Source organism: Blautia sp. HCP3S3_D9, from assembly GCF_052063845.1.
In the GTDB taxonomy this organism is placed as follows: domain Bacteria; phylum Bacillota; class Clostridia; order Lachnospirales; family Lachnospiraceae; genus Blautia_A.
The window spans coordinates 1-22,420 of the sequence record NZ_JBQHWS010000059.1 but is presented as its reverse complement, the minus strand read 5'-3'; the positions used below and the strand labels follow the sequence as shown (position 1 = coordinate 22,420).

The following is a 22,420-nucleotide window of genomic DNA, read 5'->3' as shown; positions in this document are numbered from 1 at the left end:
AGATATGACTAAACTCCTCCAGACCACGGCAGGCATCCACATTGCGATATTCCGGCTCGAATACAATTCTCGCTTTAAGTGCCCCTACACGGCCACTCTGCCTGGGGATACCGAATTTGGTCGGAAAATCATTTTCTATATGTGCGATTGGGACCATGACACTATTCTCCTTTTTACCTTTTTCATAAAATGATGTTAGGGTCAAAAGGCATTTTGCCCCTAACTTGATATCTACGAATTGCTCCGCTGCAAAGCAGCTCCCGCAATTCTCATAAAATAATAGCCCGGAAAAATAACTCTCCGGGCTATTATTGTTATTTCTTCTGTGCGAAATACTCTTTTGTAAGTGTAATGGCGGTTCCTGAAAGCATGAATACACCAATTAAGTTCGGGATTGCCATAAGACCGTTGAATGTCTCAGCAATGCTCCAGAGAAGTCCCAGATCTACAGTTGCGCCAAGGATTGCCACTAATGAATATGCGATCATAAATGGGCGGATAACTTTTGCAGAGAATAAGAATTCAATGCAGCGTGCTCCGTAAAGTCCCCATCCGATAATCGTTGAGAATGCAAAACAGCACATGGCAACTGCCGTAAAGATGGAAACCCAGCCTCCGTATGTAGCAGTAAATCCGGAAATTGTAAGTTCTGCACCTGCCGCTGCACCGTAATTTACCGGCACGCCGCTTACAAGGATCACAAGTGCTGTCAGAGTACAGATCACGATCGTATCTGCAAATACCTCAAAGATACCAAACATACCCTGTTTTACAGGTTTGCTTGTATCTGCACAGGCATGAGCAATAGACCCTGTACCAAGTCCGGCTTCATTGGAGAAAATACCTCTGGAAACCCCCTTTTTCATACTGAGGAAAAAGCTTCCGATCACACCGCCTGTCACTGCTGACGGATTAAAGGCTCCATAAACAATATCATGGAAAACTGCCGGAACTCTTCCGATATTTAAGATCACAACACCCAATGCAAGTACAATATAAAACAATGCCATAAACGGCACCAGCTTCTCGGAAACACTTCCGATTCGCTTGATACCACCCAACAATACCATACCAACCAGCAGCGTGATCACAATTCCAAGGATCAGATTCAGTCTGCCTGTGGAAGACTCTGAGATCACATTAAAGTTAATAAGAGCTGTGTCAATTGCTGTTGTAATGGTATTTACCTGCGTAGCATTACCTGTTCCAAATACAGTCAGTACACCGAATGCAGAATAAAGAACTGCAAGAAATCTCCAGTTCTTTCCCAATCCGTTCTTAATATAATACATAGGTCCGCCTACATAATCCCCATGTCTGTTTCTCTCACGGAAATGTACTGCCAGGGTAACCTCTGTAAATTTCGTGCACATTCCAAGGAGCGCGGAAACCCACATCCAGAATACAGCTCCCGGTCCGCCGATGGCGATAGCTCCGGCAACACCGGCGATATTTCCAGTACCTACTGTACCTGCCAACGCAGTACAGACTGCCTGGAAAGGTGTCATGGAACCGTCAGAGGCCTCTTTTTTCTTAAAAATTCTTCCCAGTGTGGTTTTAAGCGCATACGGGAATTTGCGGATCTGGACAAAACCGGTCCGCAGGCTCAGGTAAAGCCCTACGCCGATAATACAGATCATAGCCGGGACACCCCAGATAAAATTATTTACGACGTTATTGATGGATTCAATTGTCTGAAGCATGTTAAATAAACCTTTCTTTCGTGTAATAATAACAGTTTAGCACTTTTTTCACCGTATGTACAGAAAAATTCTATTAAGATAAAGCATTAAAGCACAACAAGTTGCCAGAGCAAGCAGCTAAAATTATCCACTCCACTGCTCATTGCTTTTCGTAATTGAAGCAGGGGACTTACTTGATTCGGTTAAAAAGTCAAAATAACGTATAAATTTGTCATAATTTCAGTAGCATTTCCTCACCCAAACCTCTATTATTGTAAATATGAAATCAAGGAAAACACCTGTGTATTTTCTAACAGTACTTAAGCGTTTCAGTTATTCGGTGTAGCGCCGCGTAGCAAAGCGGATGATTTTATCCGCTTGACCATTTTCAACCTAAGGAGGACATGACAAAATGATTCAGAAATATACTTACGGGACCCCATTTGAAACCGATGCCATCGTAACTTCTATCCCGGCTTCTGAGGGAACTCCTGCATACGGAACTATCTCCACAGAGAACGGCTTCTCTTTTACTTATGACATGGATGACAACGATGTTGTCTATGGTCTGGGCGAATCAAACCGCGGAATCAACAAACGTGGATACGTTTATGAAAGCAACTGTTCCGACCAGCCAAACCATACAGAAGATAAAATCTCCCTCTACGGAGCACACAACTTCCTCGTAATCTCCGGAAAACAGACTTTCGGTCTCTTCGTTGATTATCCCGGAAAACTGAAGTTTGATATCGGTTACACACTCTCTTCCCAGATAAAGATCACCTGTGAGGATGCAGATCTTTATCTGTATGTGATCGAGGGTGAAACCCCTTACGATATCGTAAAACAGTTCCGCAAAATCATCGGAAGAAGCTATATCCCGCCTAAATTCGCATTTGGTTTCGGTCAGAGCCGCTGGGGATATACAACTGCTGACGACTTCAGAAAAGCCGCTGACGGATATCGTAAAAACAATATTCCAATCGATATGGTATACATGGATATCGATTACATGGAAGACTACAAAGATTTCACAGTCAATCAGGAAAACTTCCCTGACTTCGAAGCCTATGTCAATGAAATGAAAGAAAAAGGTATCCACCTTGTCCCGATCATCGATGCAGGTGTCAAGGTAGAAGCTGGCTATGATGTTTATGAAGAAGGCGTTGAGAAGAACTACTTCTGCAAACGTGAAGACGGCAGTGATTTCGTTTCCGCTGTATGGCCGGGCTGGACTCATTTCCCTGATGTCCTGAATGCAGATGCCAGAGCATGGTTCGGACAGAAATACGAACGTCTCATTTCAAAGGGAATCGACGGTTTCTGGAATGACATGAACGAACCTGCAATGTTCTGTACACCGGAAGGCGTTGCTGAATTAAAAGAATACATCAAAGACAACTTCATGGACAAGGAAGAAGCACCTGGATTTACACTCGGTGATAAAGTAAACGCCCTTGCAAACAATCCGGAAGATTACAAACGCTTCTATCACAATGTAAACGGTCAGAAAATCCGCCATGACAAGGTACATAACCTGTTTGGCTATAACATGACCCGTGCAGCAGGTGAAGCATTTGAAAAAATCGCACCTGGCAAACGTTTCCTGATGTTCTCCCGTTCTTCCTATGTAGGAATGCACAGATACGGTGGAATCTGGATGGGAGACAACAAATCCTGGTGGTCACACATCCTTCTGAACTTAAAGATGCTTCCATCCCTGAATATGTGCGGTTTCCTTTACACAGGAGCAGATCTGGGCGGTTTCGGTGCAGATACCACACGTGACCTGGTACTGCGCTGGCTGGCACTGGGTGTATTCACACCTCTTATGAGAAACCACTCCGCTCTGGGAACCAGAGAACAGGAAGCTTACCAGTTTGAAAATATCGAAGACTTCCGTCATGTAATCGGTGTCAGATATCGTCTTGTTCCATATCTGTACAGCGAATACATGAAAGCAGCATTAAACGATGACATGATGTTCCGTCCGCTGGCATTTGACTACACAGACGATGCATTCGCAACTCAGGTAGAGGACCAGCTTCTCCTTGGAAACGAAATCATGATCGCACCAGTTTACACACAGAATGCAAAAGGCCGCTATGTATATCTGCCGGAAGAAATGATGTTCGTAAAATTCCTGCCGGATGGAACAATTTCTCAGGAAATTCTTGAAAAAGGCCACCACTATGTAGAAGTTGCCCTGAATGAAGTTCCACTGTTTATTCGCAAGGGAAAAGCAATCCCGGTTGCTGATGTTGCGCAGACAGTAAAGGATATCGATCCTGCTACTATCCGCATGATCGGATATGAGGGAGCTGAATATGACCGTTATGATGATGACGGTGTAAGCACTCTGTAATCCCAGCATATATCTGTAAAAACAGTTACCTCAGAAATAATAGAAAAACAAAAAGAAACAGCCACATACATTTGATGAATACTGAAATATTCACTCAGATATATGGCTGTTTTTTGCATTGTTATTTTTTCAAATAATACATATCAAACTTCCCAATATTTCTCATGTGGCTTTTCACATATTTTTCCATTCTGAATCACATATACTTTATCACATAATAAATCTATATCTTCCTGATAATGACTGGCTATCACAATAATTTTTCTTCTTTTCTTCAAATCAAGTAATAATTCTCTTATTAATTTTACTCCGGATTCGTCTAAACCATTTGTTGGTTCATCTAAAATCAGAATTTCAGGATTTTCCATAAAAGCCTGTGCTATCCCCAGCCGTTGTTTCATACCCAAAGAGTATTTTCCAACCTTTTTCTTGTCACATGGATCAAGGTTTACTTTTCGTAGACTTTCCTCAATTTCTTTTTTTCCCGCAATTCTTTTAATGGATGCAATGTATCTAAGATTCTCATATGCGGAAAGCTTTTCCAAAAATCCTGGACGCTCAATCAGAAACCCTAACTGATCTATGTATTCCATATCTTTCTTCAATCTTTTTCCATTAAAAATCACCTCTCCCTGTGTCGCTTCCATTAAGCCACATATACATTTTAGCAGCACAGTTTTTCCTGATCCATTGCGTCCAACAATTCCATAAATATGTTCCTCTTCAAAACATAAATTAATATCTGAGAGAATCAACTGATTTTCTATCTTTTTCGTTAAGTGTTTTATTTCAATAATGTTCCCCAATTTATTTTCTCCATTTTATAAAATCATGAAATAATATTCCTGATACAAATATCACAATACCAAACAAATAAAACTTTATTGAAGAATCAAAACTAATCCCGTATTTTGCTGTTTCTATCGAATAATTTCCAAGCTGAACTAACGTTAAAGGTGAAAAAACATAAAATTTCTCCAACATAGTATTGGTAAGCATAACGTCCAGAAAAATAAAAACATACGTGATATAAATTCCTATCACTTTTTCTGATAAATCATAAATAAAATACATAAGAAACGCTAACCAGCATATACATAGAAGCTGAAGTATTCCCGCTTTCAAAAATGCTTCCACTGCACAGTTATTTCTTCTGATAGAAGGCAGAATATTTATCTGCACATCATACTTTGATTTATCTATTACCGCTAAAGTTTTCCATATTTTTCCCCATGTTAATGAAAATTTTACATGCGGAAAAAGAACAGCGATTGATACTACTGCTAAACTCAATGTATATAAAAAAGCAGCAACTATTATAGCAATACAGCTTCCTGTTTTCCATATGATTTTCCCGGCACGTGCAATCACATAATTATCAGATTCCTTTTTATCACAAAATCCTGTAATCAACCAAAGAAAATATCCTGAAATCAGCATCTGACAAATCCAGTCACTTGTCAGAAACGGAAAAATCCAGGGTGTGATTTTCTCCCCGGTCTGAATAGAAAATTTGCGTACTCCCTCCTCAGCAATATATAAAAAAACAGAAAAAACACTTCCTGTTATCCATAACCTTCTATTAAAAAATCTATCCTTTAATCTATATCTGCACACCATAATACTTCTATATAAACTCTCATTCATTTAAAACTCTCCACTTTACTTTTTTATAAAACAACCAGCAACATATACTCATTAAAACAGTAACACTGACTGTTAACAGTAAAATATAAACATATGGTTGCTCCAATCCTGCCCTTCCGCAAAGCCAAAAGTCTAAACGCCACTTATCAGGTAAATGGAGCATAGAATTAAATCTTGTTAATAAAAAAATGCCTATAAAAGGAATTAAATGTACAAAATAATTCACAGGGCAATATGCAGAAATACAAACACTAATAGTTGTCCACATTCCCCCTGCCAAAAGCATAATATATAACATAATCAAAAAATATTTTTCCGGATTCTTTATCAAAATTTCACTACATGGCAAAAAAGTAACCTCTATTGCTCTGCCACTCTGAAATAAAGGTAATACACTTTTTAAAGCAGTTATAAAAAGCAAACCACCACCCGAAGCTGTTAGTCCTCCCAGGCAAAAAGCTATTATAAACTTCCTGACAGCATATTTCTTTGTTCCCATACGCATTATAAGATATCGCCAAATGCCCTGACAATATTCACAGCAAAACGAGTCTGCATAAGGCATTCCGGCTAATATATAGATAAAATAATATCCATAAATACCACCATAAATAATTGAATTCATCCAGAAATAGTGAATATCCAGATTACTTCTGTTTTTTATAGCTGCCATAAAAATATCCAAACTGTCTGCCGGTATACAAAAACTCACAAATAATGCGGAAATCAGACATTTTGATAAAATAATTATTTTCCTATTCGCCATATGACAAATCTCCACCTGTTATAGCATTAATTCTATCGGCTGTAGTGTACTGTTCACCATCTTCCTCAACATTTTTAATAATGCACCAGTATGGTCTTAATTCTATTGGTTTTGAAATTTCTGTTGTCCAATCCGGAATCATTACATACTCAAGTTTTATTTCTTCAATTTCTCCGGTTTTATCTGAAATTATTTCCTCATCTTCTTTCTGTAATATCCCAAGAGCTTCTTCTGACGACAGAATCGGAGTACTATATACACTTTTCTCTTCAAACATCTCCTGAATACTAACGCCTATTAACTTTCCATCTCCCATTAAAACTCTGACATATGCCGGAATTGCCTGTTGTATGTCCAGATAATATCCTTGTGTCGGTTCTTCTGATCCCATAACCGGAATTCCATCTTTTAAAATTTCATATTCCAACCCTGTATATTCTTCAGCGTTCCAGGCAGATGTATCTATATTTTCTTCACCATACTGTTTCAATTTTTCTGATACTTCCACCAGAGTCTCTTTGCTCAGTTTACAGGAACGGATTAACTGAAGTGTTTCATTTTCTTTAAATTCACAGATATGTTCTATTTGATTTTTTATTCTCTCATCTTCGCTGTCATCTACCATCTCTACTGAATCAGCGTTCACAAACTCATTTATGTCTATTAATCCAGGTAAAATATAATAAAAACACAGTGTTTCTATATCTGATGTCATATCATCTTTTTTATATTCTATCGTCCCTTCATTAACATAAACACTGCTTTCTTCTGACTCTATAATAAGGCTTCCATTTTTCTGAGATATTATATTACATTCCTGTGGTTCTTTTTCCAATAACCACTCACAAACCTTATTGTAATCAAATTTTTTAAGTGATATTTCATACACTTCAATCTCGTTTTTTTCCACATTTTCAGTTGCAAATATAGAATTAGTTCCACTAGCACAAACTGTCAGCAACATCATCGTTAATAGTATTTTTTTTCTCATATCTATTCCTCCTAAAAATGAGTTGTACAGGGCTTTTCTGTACAACTCATTTTTTGCTTCCTTACGGTGTTACAGTTCCAGATATATTCATTTCTTCTTACCTTGTATTTGAATAATAACATATTTATCGCAAAATTTTCTGAAACGGCGAAATTCATATATAAATTGGCGAAATTCGTTTTTTCAGAACATATTGTGGTTTTTTATAAGGTTTTCTGTCACAATATTTTCCCTCTTGACTAATTTTCTGCAAAATAAAAGACAGCGCAGTCCTACCACTACACTATCTTTCATAGATTCTACATAATTTATAAGTACAGCATTACCTTTACAATAAAAATCTGATTTGTATTCGAAACATCCATAAATCCCTGATATTTCTCTACCATCTTCCTGACATTTGCAAGACCAATGCCATGTCCTTTTTCTTCCTTCGTTGACAATAATTTATTTTTCTCTACAGCCAATTCATGTTGAAAGCTGTTTTTTATTTCCATGGAAAGCATGCCCTTTTCATAGTATATATCCACTGACATCCATTTATCTTTCGTCAGTTCTGCTGCTTCTATTGCGTTCTCTGTCAGGTTTCCCAAAATCACATTCAGATCAAATGCTGATATACACAAATCAGATGGTACCCGTACCTCATACTCTACATGATTCAGTTTCTTTTTTGCCTGTCCCAGAAGATAATTCAGCAGACTGTCAAGATTCTTATTCCCACAGCTGACCAGTTCAGACTGATTCTGCATATACTCCCCCATGTCCTGTATATATTTCCGAATTTCTTCATTATTCTGATTTCCAGCCATAAGTGCAAGTTCTCCCAGATGATTTTTCATATCATGGCGTAGAGCTTTTACTTTCTCTTCCGATTGCATCAACACATCCAACTGGTGAGAATAAATGAGCATTTGTTTTTCCATAAGAGATTGTTCTTCCAGTTTCTTATACGCGCTTATCAGAACATCATATAAATAGAAAATCAATAATACAACTGCCAAAACACAACATCCAAATAACACCAGCAGGATACGATTTTTTAGTTCCTTTTCAACAATAAGCAATTCTGCCAGACAAAGTGCTGAAATAACCGCCAGTATCATCCCATGCGGAGTTTTATCTTCTCCTTTATTCTTAATCAAGATTTTTTCTGAAATAACATCACAAATCAGCAATAATAGTACAGTTATATACGCAGCACATTCACCGACTTTCCCTGTTATTGAATAATCTGTCAGTAAATGAACAGATACTAAATCACATCCCATATTAGTTCCATATACAAGTAGTGTCACAAATATTTTCTTTTTCAATGCTCCTTCATAACACACTGTAATCAGAAAAATCAGCACTATATTTGTTATCACACTCATACCTGGCGAATAAAATATCAGATGTACCACTGCTGTCAAAATAAAAAACAATACATAACAGGCTCTTTCTTTTTTCTTTTCCTCCATATCTGTCCAAAAGAACAACCTCATAAAGCGATAGATTATATATGTACGCAAAAGATTCGTGCTTAATGTAGTTATCAACGCAAACATTTACTCTCTGTCCCTCCACACACGTTCCGCCAGTTGCTTTCTCACTGATTTCCGATATGGCTGGCTGATTGGAATTGTATCTCCGTTTTTCATTTTCACAGATTCATAAGAACATTCTTCGATATAATCAAAATTGATCAGGTACGACTGATGAATCTGAATGAAATTTCCCGGAATTTTCTTTGCTATTTCTTTCAGTTTGCCATTAAATTCTTTCTGTCCGTCTTTTAAAACCAGATGCACTTTTTTATTCTGACTGCTAAAATACAGAATTTCTTTATACAGCACCTTGAAATAATATCCACTGCCAAAGTACTCAAAAATACCTTTTCTGACTTCCGAAATTTTCTGAATCCTGTTCATGACATTCCCAACTTTTATTTTGTCTAAAGGTTTGATCAGAAAATCTGTAGGCTGTACACGAAATAAATCCATCGCATAACTGCTGTTCGCTGAAATGTAAACAATTGCAGTTTCCATGTTTTCCTGTTCTTCTCTTATAAAACGTCCCACTTCAATTCCATTTGTTGTCAGTAATTCTATATCCAGAAATAACACATCAAGAATCTTCTTGTTTTCTCTCAGGAACCGGCACAGGCTTTCTCCCTGATACCAGATATCAATATTCATCTGAATTTTATGCTCTTTTCCATAATCATAAAGCATTTTTTCCAGTTCCCCGCAGAGACCCTCATCATCATCGCAAATGCCAATGCAAAACATTCCTTTTCTCCCTTCATACTACATGCAGTATACAGCTCTTACAACTCTATTTCAAGACAAAAGTACCCTTTGATTTCGCGTGGAGTACTCTCAGGGAAACCAAAGGGTTCACATATGAAAGTTATTATTTTTCTTTATTTGCCAAAACAATATAACGGTAAATTTCTGTAAACGGGATCTCTTTTTCTCTGCTCAACTGTGCAACGCTCTCATATTCCGGATAAAGCTGCTCTTTTCCATTCAAAGTGCATACCTTTACCTGAACTTCTCCCCATGGAGTCGGAAGGGTTCTCGTTTCTCTGGGAAGAATCGTACGTTCCATTATGCTATAACGAATTCCAATCGTAGTAGTTTCTTCAAAAATAATATTCTGAAGCGCTTCTATATCTTCTTCCTTACAGATCACATTCAGAACCCATGCAGGTCTGTTCTTTTTCATAAAAACAGGCACATAATGCACATCTCTGGCACCGGCTTTCATCAGACGTTCCATGACAAATCCCAGAACTTCTCCACTGCAGTCATCAATGTTTGTCTCCATCTTGATAATCGTATCTTTGGTTTCCTGATTTTCAGCTTTCGGATTATTTCCGATTTCCGGGTTTTTGAATTCTTCTGTCTGAGCCTTTTCTTCATCTATTTCTGCGCTCTGTGAGATAATCATTGCCCTTAGGATTCCCGGACACTCATACTGGCGTTTACCTGCACCGATTCCAATCTTCTGGATTTCAAATGTTTCCGGAAGTTTATCCTTTGTTTTTACTGCTGCCACTATCGCCGCACCTGTAGGCGTTACAAGTTCACCTTCTACCTCTGTCATTTTCAGATGTAAATGATTGGCACTTACTATATTTGCAACTGCCGGAACCGGGATTGGCAGGATGCCATGCTGACAACGGACAGTTCCACGTCCCTCACAGAGAACAGGAACGATAACCTCTGTAACATCCAGATCATCCAGACAGACCGCCACAGACACAATATCCACAATAGAGTCCACTGCTCCCACCTCATGAAAATGCACCTGATCCACAGGCACATTGTGTGCTTTACTCTCTGCCTCTGCAAGAATTTCAAATATACGCAATGCGATCTTCTTTGCATTCTCAGTCATTGCGCTATGCTCTATAATATAGGTAATTTCTTTTATTCCACGGTGTTCGTGATGGTGATGGTCTTGCGCTATTCCTGTGCCATGGGCGTGATTGCACTCACGACCTTCATGATGATGTCCATGCAGATATTCCATATCATGGTCATGATTTTCATGCTCTTTATCCAGCACAACATCAAAATCACATGCATCTATTCCGGACTTTACAACTCTGCTGATCTTTGTCTCAAATCCTGATACCTTAAGACTCTTCAGCACCCTGTCCAGCACTGAGCGGTCAGCCCCCAGATCAAGAAGAGCCGCAACCGTCATATCACCACTTATCCCTGAATAACATTCCAGATATAATGTTTTTCCCATAATCAATTTCCTTTCTCATCTGTACCTGCTGCCAGACGGTTGATCTGTGTTGCCAGATAGCCGGCACCGTAGCCGTTATCGATATTCACCACAGCAATCCCATTCGCACAGGAATTGATCATGGTAAGAAGTGCCGAAAGACCATGCATGCTTGCACCATAACCCACAGAAGTCGGTACTGCGATCACCGGTCTGCTCACCAGACCGCCCATCACACTGGCAAGAGCTCCCTCCATTCCCGCAACTGCAATTACACAGTTCGCACTCTGGATCGTCTCCAGTCTGGAGAATAAACGATGCATTCCGCTGACTCCCACATCATAAATCCGTTCAACATTTGTGCCAAAATATTCCGCTGTCTGTGCAGCTTCCTCAGCAACCGGAATATCTGCAGTTCCTGCTGAACACACCGCAATCTTACCAATACGCTTCTTATCTTTCTTCTCAACTTTTAAGATGCGCGAGATCGGATCATATTCTGTTTCCGGAAACTTCTCCTTCACCAGTTCATACTGATGTTGGGAAGCTCTGGTTCCGAATACCTCACCGTCTTCTCTGTATAATCTTTCAAAAATATTCAGAAGATGTTCATCTGCCTTATTACTGCAGTAGATTACTTCTGCGAAACCGGTTCTTGCCTTACGGCTTGTATCCAGCTTCGCATATCCCATTTCTTCATAACTTTCTTTCTTAAGGATTCGCTCTGCCTCCTCCACAGATACAGAACCACTTTTTACACTTTCAAGAATCTCCTGTAAGGTCATGGATTCCTCCTTTTAGAACACCACCTGCACCAGAAACATACAGACAACCGTTCCCACTATAATACTGAGCAGTGTATTTCTCTTCCACAAATGAAGATTTTGCTGTTATCATTCTTTTTCCTTACCAGCGCCCTTATTTCCACGCTGATCGTAGTCATCCAGGAAATTGTAGTATTCTCCATCTTTATGATATCCCATAACAGTACGAAGATTAATATCCCGCACACTGTTAAAGATATTCGTCTCGATCACACTGCTTGTATTTCTAAACTGTGCAACCAGCTCTTTCATCTCATCACGCTTGGAACCACGTCCGCCCCCACAGCTTACACAGTTCTCGGTGAAACGGCATGCACACTGAATGAAGTGCAGCCCATTAGTATCTCTCCATGCCTTGATCGCAGATTCCTTGATCAGATACATGGGACGGATCAGTTCCATTCCCTCAAAATTCTGACTGTGCAGCTTCGGCATCATAGTCTCCACCTTACCACTGTACAGCATACCCATGAGGATTGTCTCGATCACATCATCAAAATGATGTCCCAGCGCAATCTTATTACATCCCAGCTCCTTGGCATGAGAATACAGATAACCACGTCTCATTCTCGCACACAGGTAACAGGGATTATTCTCAATTTCTGCCACTGTATCAAAAATATCACTTTCAAAAACCGTAAGAGGAATTCCCAGAAGCTCTGCATTATCCTGAATAATCTTCCAATTATCCGCATTATAGCCCGGATTCATTACCAAAAACACCAGTTCAAAATGAATTTTCCCATGGCGCTTCAGCTCCTGAAGCAGCTTCGCCATCAGCATAGAGTCCTTACCACCTGAAATACAGACAGCAATCTTATCCCCCTCCTGGATCAGCTGATACTCATTCAAAGCCTTGGTAAACGGTCTCCAGACAGTCTTTCTGAAAGTCTTGATAATACTGTGCTCAATCTCTTTCGTCTTCAGTTCCTTCTGCTCCTTAGCATCATTCTCCATAAAACGACTCAGAGAAAGTCTCAGATACGCACGATATCCGCCCTCAATATTCACAGCCTCATACCCTGCATCACTCAGCTTCTCCACACAGTCCCGGCTCCTGTCCCCCGTATGACAAAGGACATACACAGTTTTATCTTTATCAACAGTTTCCATCTTCTCATCAAACTCATCCAGCGGAATATTCACCGCCCCAGGAAAAGACCCCCTGCTATACTGATCCGCCGGCCGCACATCCACGATCGTAATCTCAGAAGAATCAATCTTCTCCATCTCTTCTACACTAATTGTATTCATATATAACCTGCCTTTTATTTCTTAAGATCAATTACTTGTATCTGGCGAACCGCCTGTATTTCCGCCCAATTCACCAGAAAACATTATACTTGGAAACCCCAGTGTAGTCAACATCTTCCGTCGCTTATAAAAAACATGAATTTGCATATATTCTATACTATTTGGCTAAAATTCTATTTTCTGCAAATGCAGTCAATTATAATAGCTTTCTATATTGGCTCTACTACTATTTTTTTATTTTAAGTCCGATGGTTCCTTCCGTAATCCCGGCTTCATCCAGGATTTTCAACATCTCTTCCCCTGCCTGCTCACCAGCTGCATAGTTATCTGTTGCAAATGTCGCCTCACCCTCAAAAGTTGCCGGTGAATCTATGTATATAATCTTCGCTCCTTATCCGGTACTGCCCGCACTGCACATTTCCATCCAGATTAAACCGTACCCTTATCTATCTGCTCTTTCCTGCTGTCAGCTTATTTCTTAATCTTAAAAGTTCCATTGCTGCGTACAATATCCATTAACACACAAACAACCACGATCACACCGATTACAATATTTCTGATCGCCACCGGCGCATTGTCAAATGTAAGGCCATTCTGAAGCACTGCCCACACACCTGCACCTGCGATTACGCCAACAGCACATTCCAGTCTCAAGTCCGTTTCATGCGGCTGCAATAGCTACATTTGCAGCCGTACCGCCTGCATTCCTTATATATTCACCCTCTCTTTCGCCAAGTATAAAGTCGATCACCATTTCTCCAATACTGTATATGTCCATGTCGTTCCTCCCTTCGTTATCTTTAACTGCATTATAGTACACTATTTAGTAATATCAAGACACTATATTTAATTCTGTCACTTTCTATATAATAAATTCATTGATTTTGTGCTGTTTTCACAATATTTTTAGGTCTACGCCTTTTATATTGATTCTGCTTTTTATACTTTTTGCGCATTTTACAGGTATTTTAATCAATTTAGTTGTTTCACATTACTTTATATTTTATTTATTATTCCCATAATTTCAGTTTTCCAACAAAAACACCCTCTTTGCGACTTGTCCCCCAAAACAGAATACTTATCAAAAAAATTGATCCATATCTGCATAATTTAATTCAGGTTGATAAAATCGTCCAACTTCACTCTTGTCCCCAACAAAACAACCCTGATACAATTTTCGTACAAAAAAGAATCCTGATAATATCTCAGACAGAATCACCTGTCTTCCACTTATCAGGATTCTTTTTATATTGAATATGTGTATAGCTTACCTATATAAATAGTTACCGTTTGCTCTTAGCAACACTTTGCAAGATAGCAACGCATAAACACAACTCTGATAATCCGCTTAAAGCACTTCCCCCTGGAAATACTTCGTCAGCATATTACAAACCGCTCCCATCACCGCAGTTGTCTCAGAATAAAACGCCGGGACTACGCGGATCTTCGTCTGCTTATTACTGAATTTCCTGCTGTTGATCTCATCCTCCAGCATCTGCAGATATTTCTCCGGCCACCACGCTCCATTATGCCCCAGAATAATAAGTTCCGGATTCAGAATATTCACTGCGCTCACCAGTCCTGCTGCAAGTTTCTCTACCAGATCCTCAAAAATAACACCGATCTCCGGCTGTTCCCATAATTGGCAGAACGTCTTATAATCATAAAACTTTCCTGTCGCTTCCCTCATCCTCTTCAGTACAGTCGCCGAATTAAGATAAAGCTCCAGGCACCCCTTATTTCCACAGACACACCGTTCTCCCTTATAATCAATCGACAAATGCCCAATCTCCGGTGTATATCCCGAACTACTCTGATACGTCTCATTATCTACAATAATCCCGCATCCCACACCATTTGCCAGTCCGATCAGCAAAATATCCTTACTGTCCCTACCATTTCCAAACATCTTCTCCGCCAGTGCAGCACTCTGATTATCATTATCACACACAACCGGCAGACCATATCTCTCCTTCAAAAGCTGCATCACCGGCACATCATGAATTCCATTAAAATACGGCGGAGCCTCAATCACACCCTCAATTACATCCAGCGGCCCAACAGACGCCACTCCAATTCCCCCAACATTCTCCGCACCATAAAGCATCTGATCCACAAGACTGTAAACCGTCTCCATCAGCTCCTCTTTATCCTTCCAATTCTGATACACCTTCTTATGCCGCAAAATCTCCAGCTTCATATTACACAAAACCGCCTCACAATAATCCCTCATGATCAGAACCCCAATCACAGGCGGCGCAGTCTCCGCAATATCCAGCCCAATCGGATTCCTCCCCAATTCCGCATTCTCCTGCTTCCTCGTCTCAGCCAGAAATCCTCTCTCCATCAACTCTGTAACCATCTTAGAAATCGCCGTCTTCGTCACTCCCATAGTCTTAGACAGCTCGATTCTCGAACTACAGCGTCCTGTAGCAATTAGCTTCAAAACAGTCCCCCTGTTTTTCCTTTTCATATCTTCTCTATCTGCATTCACGTTCTCTCTACAACTCCCATTCCAAAATAATATTACTATTCAATTTTTACTATTCCCAATATCATCATAACCGTATTTCGTCATAAAATCAAGTCAGTTTACTAATCTTATTTTCCACATTTGAGTAACAGGTTACTGTTCACTCCGTGCCCAGTAACACGCTTCGCGATGCACAGAATTTATGCTAATCGCATAAATTCGCGCGGTATGTCTCGGGTTTTCTGTGACCTTCGCTCACAAAAAACACCTCGCGGGATATTACCTGTGAACAGTAACAGCACAGAAATTACACAAAAAAGATGTGCACCATACCACTCTGATACAATGCACATCCTAAATAAACATTTCTTATCTTCTGCACTCCGCAGTCAAGTCTTTAATAACCTCTCCTGCAATGATCAGTCCAACCACAGACGGCACAAACGCCACACTGCCGGGAATATCCCTGCGCTCCGTACACTTATGCTTCGCCCCTGGAGGACAAATACAGTGCGACCTGCAACTGATTGCCATATCCTCAATCGGTCTGATCGGCTGCTCCTCAGAATAAACAACCTTCAGCTTCTTCACACCACGCTTCTTCAACTCTCTGCGCATAACTTTCGCCAGTGGACACACCTTCGTCTTATAAATATCCGCCACACGAAACGCACTCGCATCCAGCTTATTTCCTGCCCCCATACTACTGATGATCGGCGTCCCGGACTCTTTTGCACGCATAATCAGCTCAATCTTTGCAGTCACCGTATCCACAGCATCTACCACATAATCATACTCGCTGAAATCAAAATCAGAAGCATTCTCCGGCAAATAAAAGCACTGATGGATACGAACATCCGCTTTCGGATTGATTTCCAGAATCCTGTTTCGCATTACCTCAGTCTTATACTGGCCTACCGTTTTTCTGGTAGCAATGATCTGTCTGTTAAGATTAGTCAGGCATACTTTGTCATCATCGATCAGGTCAAAAGAACCTACGCCGCTTCTCACCAACGCTTCACATACATATCCTCCAACCCCTCCGATTCCAAATACTGCCACACGGGAGTTCTCCAGTTTATTCATTGCTTCTTTTCCCAGAAGAAGCTCTGTTCTTGAAAATTGATTGAGCATATTTCCTCCATTCATTTTTTCTTCTGTCTGGATGCTGTCATTAATCAGAACAACATCCTTATTTTACCTTCTGCAGTTACTTACACTGCCACTTTATATATCTGATCATCATCTCCGGATTGAACCGCAGATTCTGTATCATTCTTTTCCATTTCCTCTCCCATTCGTCCAACCCTGTTACCTGTAATATAGGCCGCTCTGCACGCCAGGATCAAAAAAACGATCAGCAGAAACCAAATCCAGATTCTTCTTTTGTTTTTTATAATCAACCGTTTCATAATTATACGCCATTTTCCTCTTAAAAATTAGTGCAGGAGGATTTCTCCTCCTGTCAGATAACTCTGTATATTACAGTTCTCTCTGTAACCTTATCGCTTCGAAAAAGCAAGATATGCTGCTCCGATCAGACCGGAGTCCTCATTTAATGTGGATTTTCTCACTTTAATAAATGGTCTCTGTGCCTCATAAACTTTACTCTTCACAAGTTCTTCCACTTCTTCTACGAAACCATTTATCTTAATCGCCACTGAACCACCCAGAATTACAATATCCGGGTCAACAAGATTATAAATCGCCGCGATGAAATTGGCAAGATGAACTTTTGCATCTTCCATAATTTTCTTAGCTGTTTCATTTCCGGCAAGTGCCAGATCATTGACTTCACCTGCATGTTTTACATCCAGTCCTGCTTTTCTGGCTCTTACTGTAATGGCAGTTCCACTGCTGATTGCCTCGATTCCACCTGGAAGAATGGTTCCGTGAGACGGGCCATCCTGCATCATGATCGTATTCTCTACTTCATTCGCCCATCCATGAGCTCCCTGAAAAATTTTCTTATCAATCACAAAGCCAGATCCGATTCCTGTAGAAATCGTCAGGAACTGGACAAATCTGTAATCCTTCCCTTCTCCCTCCACAGCTTCAGCAAGAGCTGCCAGATTTCCGTCATTATTCAGATATACCGGAATATGGATCATATCTCTCAGTTTCTGTGCTACCGGTAAATGATACCAGTCACCTCTGATATTCGGAGGTGTGATAATTTTCTCATTTACCAGATCAAGCGGTCCAGGGCAGGACATTCCTGCTCCCACGATCTCGCAGTCATATCCTTTGATCACATCTGCAATCTTTCCCAGTGTTTCTTACGGATCTTCCGGGTTTGTAGGAAACTGCTGCCTGTCAGTAATCTCCAGATTCTCATTAACAAGTGCAACTCGTGTATTCGTTCCGCCGATATCAATTGCTACTGCATATCTCATAATAAATCCCACAACTGTATTCTTTCCCTGCAAATACAGTCTTCCCTTTCTTTATATAGTGTTTTGCTGTTACTGTTGTTCCTCTCGCTTCGCATAAAGTCAAACAGATAAAATCATCCGCTTCGCTACTTGCTCATGACCAGATATCTGCTCCGCAGTTTGATTAAATTACGAAGCATATTACCGAGAATGGAATAAACTGCAGCTAATTATTTCAGTCTTATTTTTAACGTCTTAATTTCATATGGCTTAATGCAGAAAGAAACTGTATGATCCGCATAAGATACCTGCTGTTCATCTTCTTCCAGAAGATTACACTCAACCACATCTGCAATTTTTTCCCCACAGGTAAGAACCACATTCGCTCTTTTATTATAGCATTCATACAGACGAACGATCAGTTCCTCTCCGATTTCTGCCTTTTTAACCGTTTCAATTATTACATTATCCTGATCAACCTTGATCAGAGAATATTCTGTGGCAAGTTTTCCGCCCTTGTTTTCCTTAACAACCGCTGTCATCGGATTATTCAGCTCATATGCCTGAGCAACCGTATTGGCATCTGTCCAGTTTTCTGCATGCGGATAAATTGAATAGGTAAATTCATGATGTTCTTTATCTGCTTCAGGATTCGGATGGATCGCAGATTTCAGCATGGAAAGTCCAACCTCACTTCCACGCACACTTACTCCAAACTTACAGTCATTCAGGAAGCTTACTCCATATCCGCCTTCACTTACATCCATCCACTTATGATGGCAGACTTCAAATTTAGCAAAATCCCATGACGTATTTGCATGTGTCGGGCGTTTTACGTTGCCGTACTGAATGTCAAATGTTGCTTCATTGGCATGCACATCTACAGGGAAATAATCTTTAACAAAAATCTGGTGTTCTTTCCAGTCAATACTGTTCTTGATATCAATTCTCGGAATATCATGATATAGATAAATTTCCTGAACGATCACAGAATCCAGATATTTTCTCTCAATCCTCACGCATGCTCTTACCGGTCCGTTCTCTGTTACTTTTATGGAGGAAACATCATCAATTTCCCAGGATTTCTCCGTATAATAATTATTTACATCCCAGGCATCATAATTATGCGGGCGGTCCTCATAACTGATGATCACATTACCTGCTTTACCTTCTTTAAGGATCTGTCTCTTCGCTGATTTATCATAAATCTTCGCAAACTGACCTTTTTCGTTATAATCAATTGCAAACCAGTCATTCTCCATATGTTTTACAGAAACATCCATGGACGCTTCTTCTGCAGACTCTTCTCCATCTTCCAGAACATAAGTTTTATATCCCTTTGATGGCACTCCCACTGCTGTAAAAATATAAACGTCTCCTGTCTTCTGGACCGCAACCTGAGTTCCATGATCTCTTAGTACCGGGTTCTTAATCTCTTCAGGGCAGGCAAAGGAAACAATTCCCGGAACCTCGCCGCTGTTCGGATTAAACACGACCACCGCATGTAAAGGTGCATCTACATTCTTTACAAGGCTTCCAAGGGAAGCAGCTTTCAATTCTTTATTTTCCTCAAAAATCTTCTCATATTCTGCTTTGGAGTCATCATATACCTCTTTAATGGAAGATCCTGGCAGAATATCATGGAACTGATTTCTTAGGATCACTTCCCATGCATCATAAAGAGCATCTTTCGGGTATGTATTTCCTGTCAGCAGTTCATCCATTGCCGCATAAGTTTCTTCATCCTGATAAGCAAGCTCTGCTTTACGGTTATACTTCTTATTTCTCGCCATAGAAGTATAGGTTCCTCTGTGATATTCCAGATATAATTCTCCGACCCATGACGGAAGATATTTACTGCCCTTTGTTTCTTTGTCCAGTCTCTCAAAGAACTCAAGCGCTGTGGACATTTTGGTTCTCGGGCATCCCGGTATTCCCTGGCTCATACGCCTCTGATTTTCCAGTTCTTCTTTCGACGGGCCACCGCCACCGTCACCAAATCCGAAGCTGCAGAGAACCTCATCATTCAAGTCTTTCTGACTGTAACGGGCCCATCCGCCCTTCATCTGACTTGGATTCAGGTAACCATTATAAGTTGTAAAATGCTCTGTTTCTGTGCCGCCTTCTACAGCAGCTTTATTATAATCTCTGGTAGGAATAAAATGGGTCAGCACTCTGCTGCCGTCAATTCCTTCCCATTCAAACGTATCATAAGGCATTTTGTTTAATTCATTTCAGCTGATCTTTGTTGTCATAAAATACGGGATTCCGCATTTCTGCATGATCTGAGGCAGGGCAGCTGAATATCCGAATACATCCGGAAGCCAGAGGATCTTGTTGTCCGTTCCGAATTCCTCTTTGAAGAATTTCTTTCCATGTATGAACTGACGCACCAGAGCCTCTCCTGATGCCAGATTGCAGTCCGCTTCCACAAACATACCGCCCTCTGTTTCCCAGCGGCCTTCTTTTACGCGCTCCTTGATCTGCTCATAAACCTGAGGTGCATTCTTCTTTACAAATTTGTAAAGCTGTGGCTGGCTGGACATGAAAATATATTCCGGATATTGTTTCATCAGATTCAGCACAGTGGAAAAACTTCTTACAGCTTTATCTTCTGTTACCCTTAATGTCCATAGCCATGCGCAGTCAATATGTGTATGACCTACACAACAGATCACTGGCCCCTGTTCTTTATCACAATGTTTCTCATAAAACTCTTTTGTAATAAATTCCTGTGCTTTCTCAAGGCTCTTGTAATATTCCGGTGAACCTTCTTTTCTCATATCCAGAAGATTCAGGGAATCATTTAACGCCTGAATAATCGTAATATACGCTCTGTCCTCTGTATTTAACAGACGTGCAGTTTCATATGGCACAGAGAGGTCATAGAAATACTTCTCTGTTTTTCTGTCCAGAACCTTTAATCTGGAATCCAGCTTCAATCTGAAATTCTGATCTCCGGTAAAAGCAGAGAGAATAATTCTGTACTGCATTCCCGCTTTTGCCTGCTCTGCAAGAATGATTTCTCTGTGGTTAATGTCAAGTCCTTGTACAAGAGTGCCGTTTACATAGATTGTAAACTGCGGATTAGTCGCATCCCATTCCCCTTCTTTTCCTGTCCGAAGTTCGTACACAACACATTTTCCATCAAACTCTTCCGGAACCGTTACGAAAGTTTCAAACCAGTAATATTCTCTGTGTCCACCCCACACTTCCGTATTTGTAAATTCTTCCCAGCCAGAAGTATCAAGATCTGCTATATTCTCAAATCTCTTATCCGTTTTGATCATACGGTACTTCTGAATTGGCATACTCTCAGGATAAATCTGCTCTTTTATGTATTCCAGCATTTTACTAATACGCTCTTTAATGAGAACCATTTTTTGCCTCCCAGTCATTCTCCATCAGAAAACAATATTTTTCTGATAAAAGAGAATATTTATCGTCAATATCCTCCAATATACTTATGTTGTGTCAAGTGTATCACAGAAAAAAGAATCCCGCAATGCGGGATTCTTTCAGAAATACTGTAGTATTATTCAGATTTGTTTGACAATTATATTACGCCGCCTGTGAACGTTGCTGGGTGAAATTCACAAATCGGAAATGTTTATCCATCTGGTCACCGATCAGGCCGATCACTTTCCCCATGGTAAATGCTGCCAGCACGGTTCCTATTCCAAGCCCGCTGATATGTCCCAGGATCATTCCTGTCATACAGGCAGTAATTGTCAGGCAGATTACATCGAAAGAAACCTTAATCTTGGAATATTTCACCTTGATGATCTCTGACAACTCACGTGGAAACAGGTCCGTCGGAATGATCGGCAGTCCGCATCTGTTGGAAAGTGCGATTCCTATGCAGATCAGCAGATAACTGATGACAAAGTATAAGATTCTGAGCGGAATTGTCTTTGGCAGGACATTAATCCATGCCTCATTGACATCAAGTAGTTCGCTGAATGCAAATCCTACAAGGAAACTGCACAGATAAACCGGTACGAATTTCTTTCTCAGTATCATCAAGCTCAAGATCAGAAGTGCCTGGAAAATATAAGTCCATGTTCCCAGTGTGATCACCGGAAATACTTTCTCAAATGCATAAGGTACACTGGATATGGCAGATATTCCGGAACCTGAATACAGCATCAGGATAACTGCAAGGCTGTTGATCATAACTGCGATCACCAATGCCAGCTCCCCTCTGAAAATATGTCTGGAACCTTCTTCTCCGTTTATTTTCATAATAATTTTCTCTCCTCATTACGCACAAAAACAAGGGGCCGCTGTCGAAAAGTTGACGGCAGACCCTTGTAT

At 40.3% G+C, this 22,420-nt stretch carries 19 protein-coding genes and 2 pseudogenes; 1 reads left to right on the top strand and 20 read right to left on the bottom strand.

Annotated elements, in window-relative coordinates; all coding sequences use genetic code 11:
* Together ACTNES_RS12145 and ACTNES_RS12140 are read right to left on the bottom strand one after the other, a co-directional pair.
* The coding region (locus ACTNES_RS12145) for a TrmO family methyltransferase domain-containing protein (protein ID WP_441039431.1) at positions 1–157 on the bottom strand (157 nt) is incomplete at its 3' end.
* Positions 158–314: 157 nt separating this feature from the next.
* The gene (locus ACTNES_RS12140) at positions 315–1,703 is read right to left on the bottom strand and encodes an alanine/glycine:cation symporter family protein (RefSeq protein ID WP_026648382.1); all 1,389 of its coding nucleotides are present in this window, start codon (positions 1,701–1,703) and stop codon (positions 315–317) included.
* Between the two features lie 391 nt (positions 1,704–2,094).
* Here ACTNES_RS12140 and ACTNES_RS12135 point away from each other — a divergent pair, with 391 nt between their 5' ends.
* A complete protein-coding gene (locus ACTNES_RS12135) occupies positions 2,095–4,047 on the top strand; it encodes a glycoside hydrolase family 31 protein (protein WP_441039425.1) in 1,953 nt (650 codons plus the stop codon).
* A 143-nt stretch (positions 4,048–4,190) separates the two neighbouring features.
* Here the strand turns inward: ACTNES_RS12135 and ACTNES_RS12130 are convergent, their stop codons facing one another.
* The 18 genes and pseudogenes from ACTNES_RS12130 to ACTNES_RS12045 all read right to left on the bottom strand — a co-directional run bounded on the left by ACTNES_RS12130 (position 4,191) and on the right by ACTNES_RS12045 (position 22,348).
* Positions 4,191–4,853 (bottom strand): ATP-binding cassette domain-containing protein, encoded by a 663-nt coding sequence (locus ACTNES_RS12130; RefSeq protein ID WP_216460399.1) that lies wholly within the window; start codon positions 4,851–4,853, stop codon positions 4,191–4,193.
* Between the two features lies 1 nt (position 4,854).
* Positions 4,855–5,694 carry a hypothetical protein gene (locus ACTNES_RS12125; protein WP_441039423.1) on the bottom strand — a complete coding sequence of 280 codons (840 nt, stop codon included), beginning with the start codon at positions 5,692–5,694 and terminating at the stop codon, positions 4,855–4,857.
* Positions 5,687–6,460, bottom strand: a complete 774-nt coding sequence (locus ACTNES_RS12120) for a hypothetical protein (RefSeq protein WP_300333320.1) — start codon at positions 6,458–6,460, stop codon at positions 5,687–5,689. Before ACTNES_RS12120 ends, ACTNES_RS12125 begins: the two co-directional genes overlap by 8 nt.
* On the bottom strand, positions 6,450–7,451 hold the full coding sequence (locus ACTNES_RS12115) for a hypothetical protein (RefSeq protein ID WP_216460396.1): 1,002 nt from the start codon (positions 7,449–7,451) through the stop codon (positions 6,450–6,452). The genes ACTNES_RS12120 and ACTNES_RS12115 overlap by 11 nt, the downstream gene beginning before the upstream one ends.
* Before the next feature lie 308 nt (positions 7,452–7,759).
* On the bottom strand, positions 7,760–8,596 hold the full coding sequence (locus ACTNES_RS12110) for a GHKL domain-containing protein (RefSeq protein WP_441039420.1): 837 nt from the start codon (positions 8,594–8,596) through the stop codon (positions 7,760–7,762).
* Between the two features lie 405 nt (positions 8,597–9,001).
* Entirely contained in the window at positions 9,002–9,724 is a 723-nt protein-coding gene (locus tag ACTNES_RS12105; RefSeq protein ID WP_055150878.1) for a LytR/AlgR family response regulator transcription factor, read from the bottom strand.
* 124 nt (positions 9,725–9,848) lie between these two features.
* Positions 9,849–11,198, bottom strand: coding sequence for a nickel pincer cofactor biosynthesis protein LarC (gene larC, locus ACTNES_RS12100; RefSeq protein ID WP_291809160.1), 1,350 nt, complete (start codon positions 11,196–11,198; stop codon positions 9,849–9,851).
* Positions 11,199–11,200: 2 nt separating this feature from the next.
* On the bottom strand, positions 11,201–11,962 hold the full coding sequence (gene larB / locus ACTNES_RS12095) for a nickel pincer cofactor biosynthesis protein LarB (RefSeq protein WP_020993373.1): 762 nt from the start codon (positions 11,960–11,962) through the stop codon (positions 11,201–11,203).
* Positions 11,940–12,074 (bottom strand): hypothetical protein, encoded by a 135-nt coding sequence (locus tag ACTNES_RS12090; RefSeq protein ID WP_022380740.1) that lies wholly within the window; start codon positions 12,072–12,074, stop codon positions 11,940–11,942. The genes larB and ACTNES_RS12090 overlap by 23 nt, the downstream gene beginning before the upstream one ends.
* A complete protein-coding gene (locus ACTNES_RS12085; RefSeq protein WP_441039417.1) occupies positions 12,071–13,255 on the bottom strand; it encodes an ATP-binding protein in 1,185 nt (394 codons plus the stop codon). Before ACTNES_RS12085 ends, ACTNES_RS12090 begins: the two co-directional genes overlap by 4 nt.
* A 471-nt stretch (positions 13,256–13,726) precedes the next feature.
* A complete protein-coding gene (locus ACTNES_RS12080) occupies positions 13,727–13,909 on the bottom strand; it encodes a hypothetical protein (protein ID WP_441039416.1) in 183 nt (60 codons plus the stop codon).
* Between the two features lie 694 nt (positions 13,910–14,603).
* On the bottom strand, positions 14,604–15,701 hold the full coding sequence (locus tag ACTNES_RS12075) for an ROK family protein (protein ID WP_441039414.1): 1,098 nt from the start codon (positions 15,699–15,701) through the stop codon (positions 14,604–14,606).
* Between the two features lie 396 nt (positions 15,702–16,097).
* Positions 16,098–16,862: a tRNA threonylcarbamoyladenosine dehydratase gene (locus ACTNES_RS12070; RefSeq protein WP_441039429.1), complete on the bottom strand. Its 765-nt coding sequence runs from the start codon at positions 16,860–16,862 to the stop codon at positions 16,098–16,100.
* Positions 16,863–16,942: 80 nt separating this feature from the next.
* Positions 16,943–17,140, bottom strand: a complete 198-nt coding sequence (locus ACTNES_RS12065; protein WP_441039412.1) for a hypothetical protein — start codon at positions 17,138–17,140, stop codon at positions 16,943–16,945.
* A 90-nt stretch (positions 17,141–17,230) separates the two neighbouring features.
* A pseudogene (locus ACTNES_RS12060) lies at positions 17,231–18,124 on the bottom strand (ROK family protein).
* Positions 18,125–18,333: 209 nt separating this feature from the next.
* Entirely contained in the window at positions 18,334–18,645 is a 312-nt protein-coding gene (locus ACTNES_RS12055; protein WP_441039427.1) for a glycosyl hydrolase-related protein, read from the bottom strand.
* A 114-nt stretch (positions 18,646–18,759) separates the two neighbouring features.
* A pseudogene (locus ACTNES_RS12050) lies at positions 18,760–20,886 on the bottom strand (alpha-mannosidase); the annotation flags it as partial.
* Between the two features lie 778 nt (positions 20,887–21,664).
* Entirely contained in the window at positions 21,665–22,348 is a 684-nt protein-coding gene (locus ACTNES_RS12045; RefSeq protein WP_441039410.1) for a DUF6198 family protein, read from the bottom strand.
* Positions 22,349–22,420 lie beyond the last annotated feature (72 nt).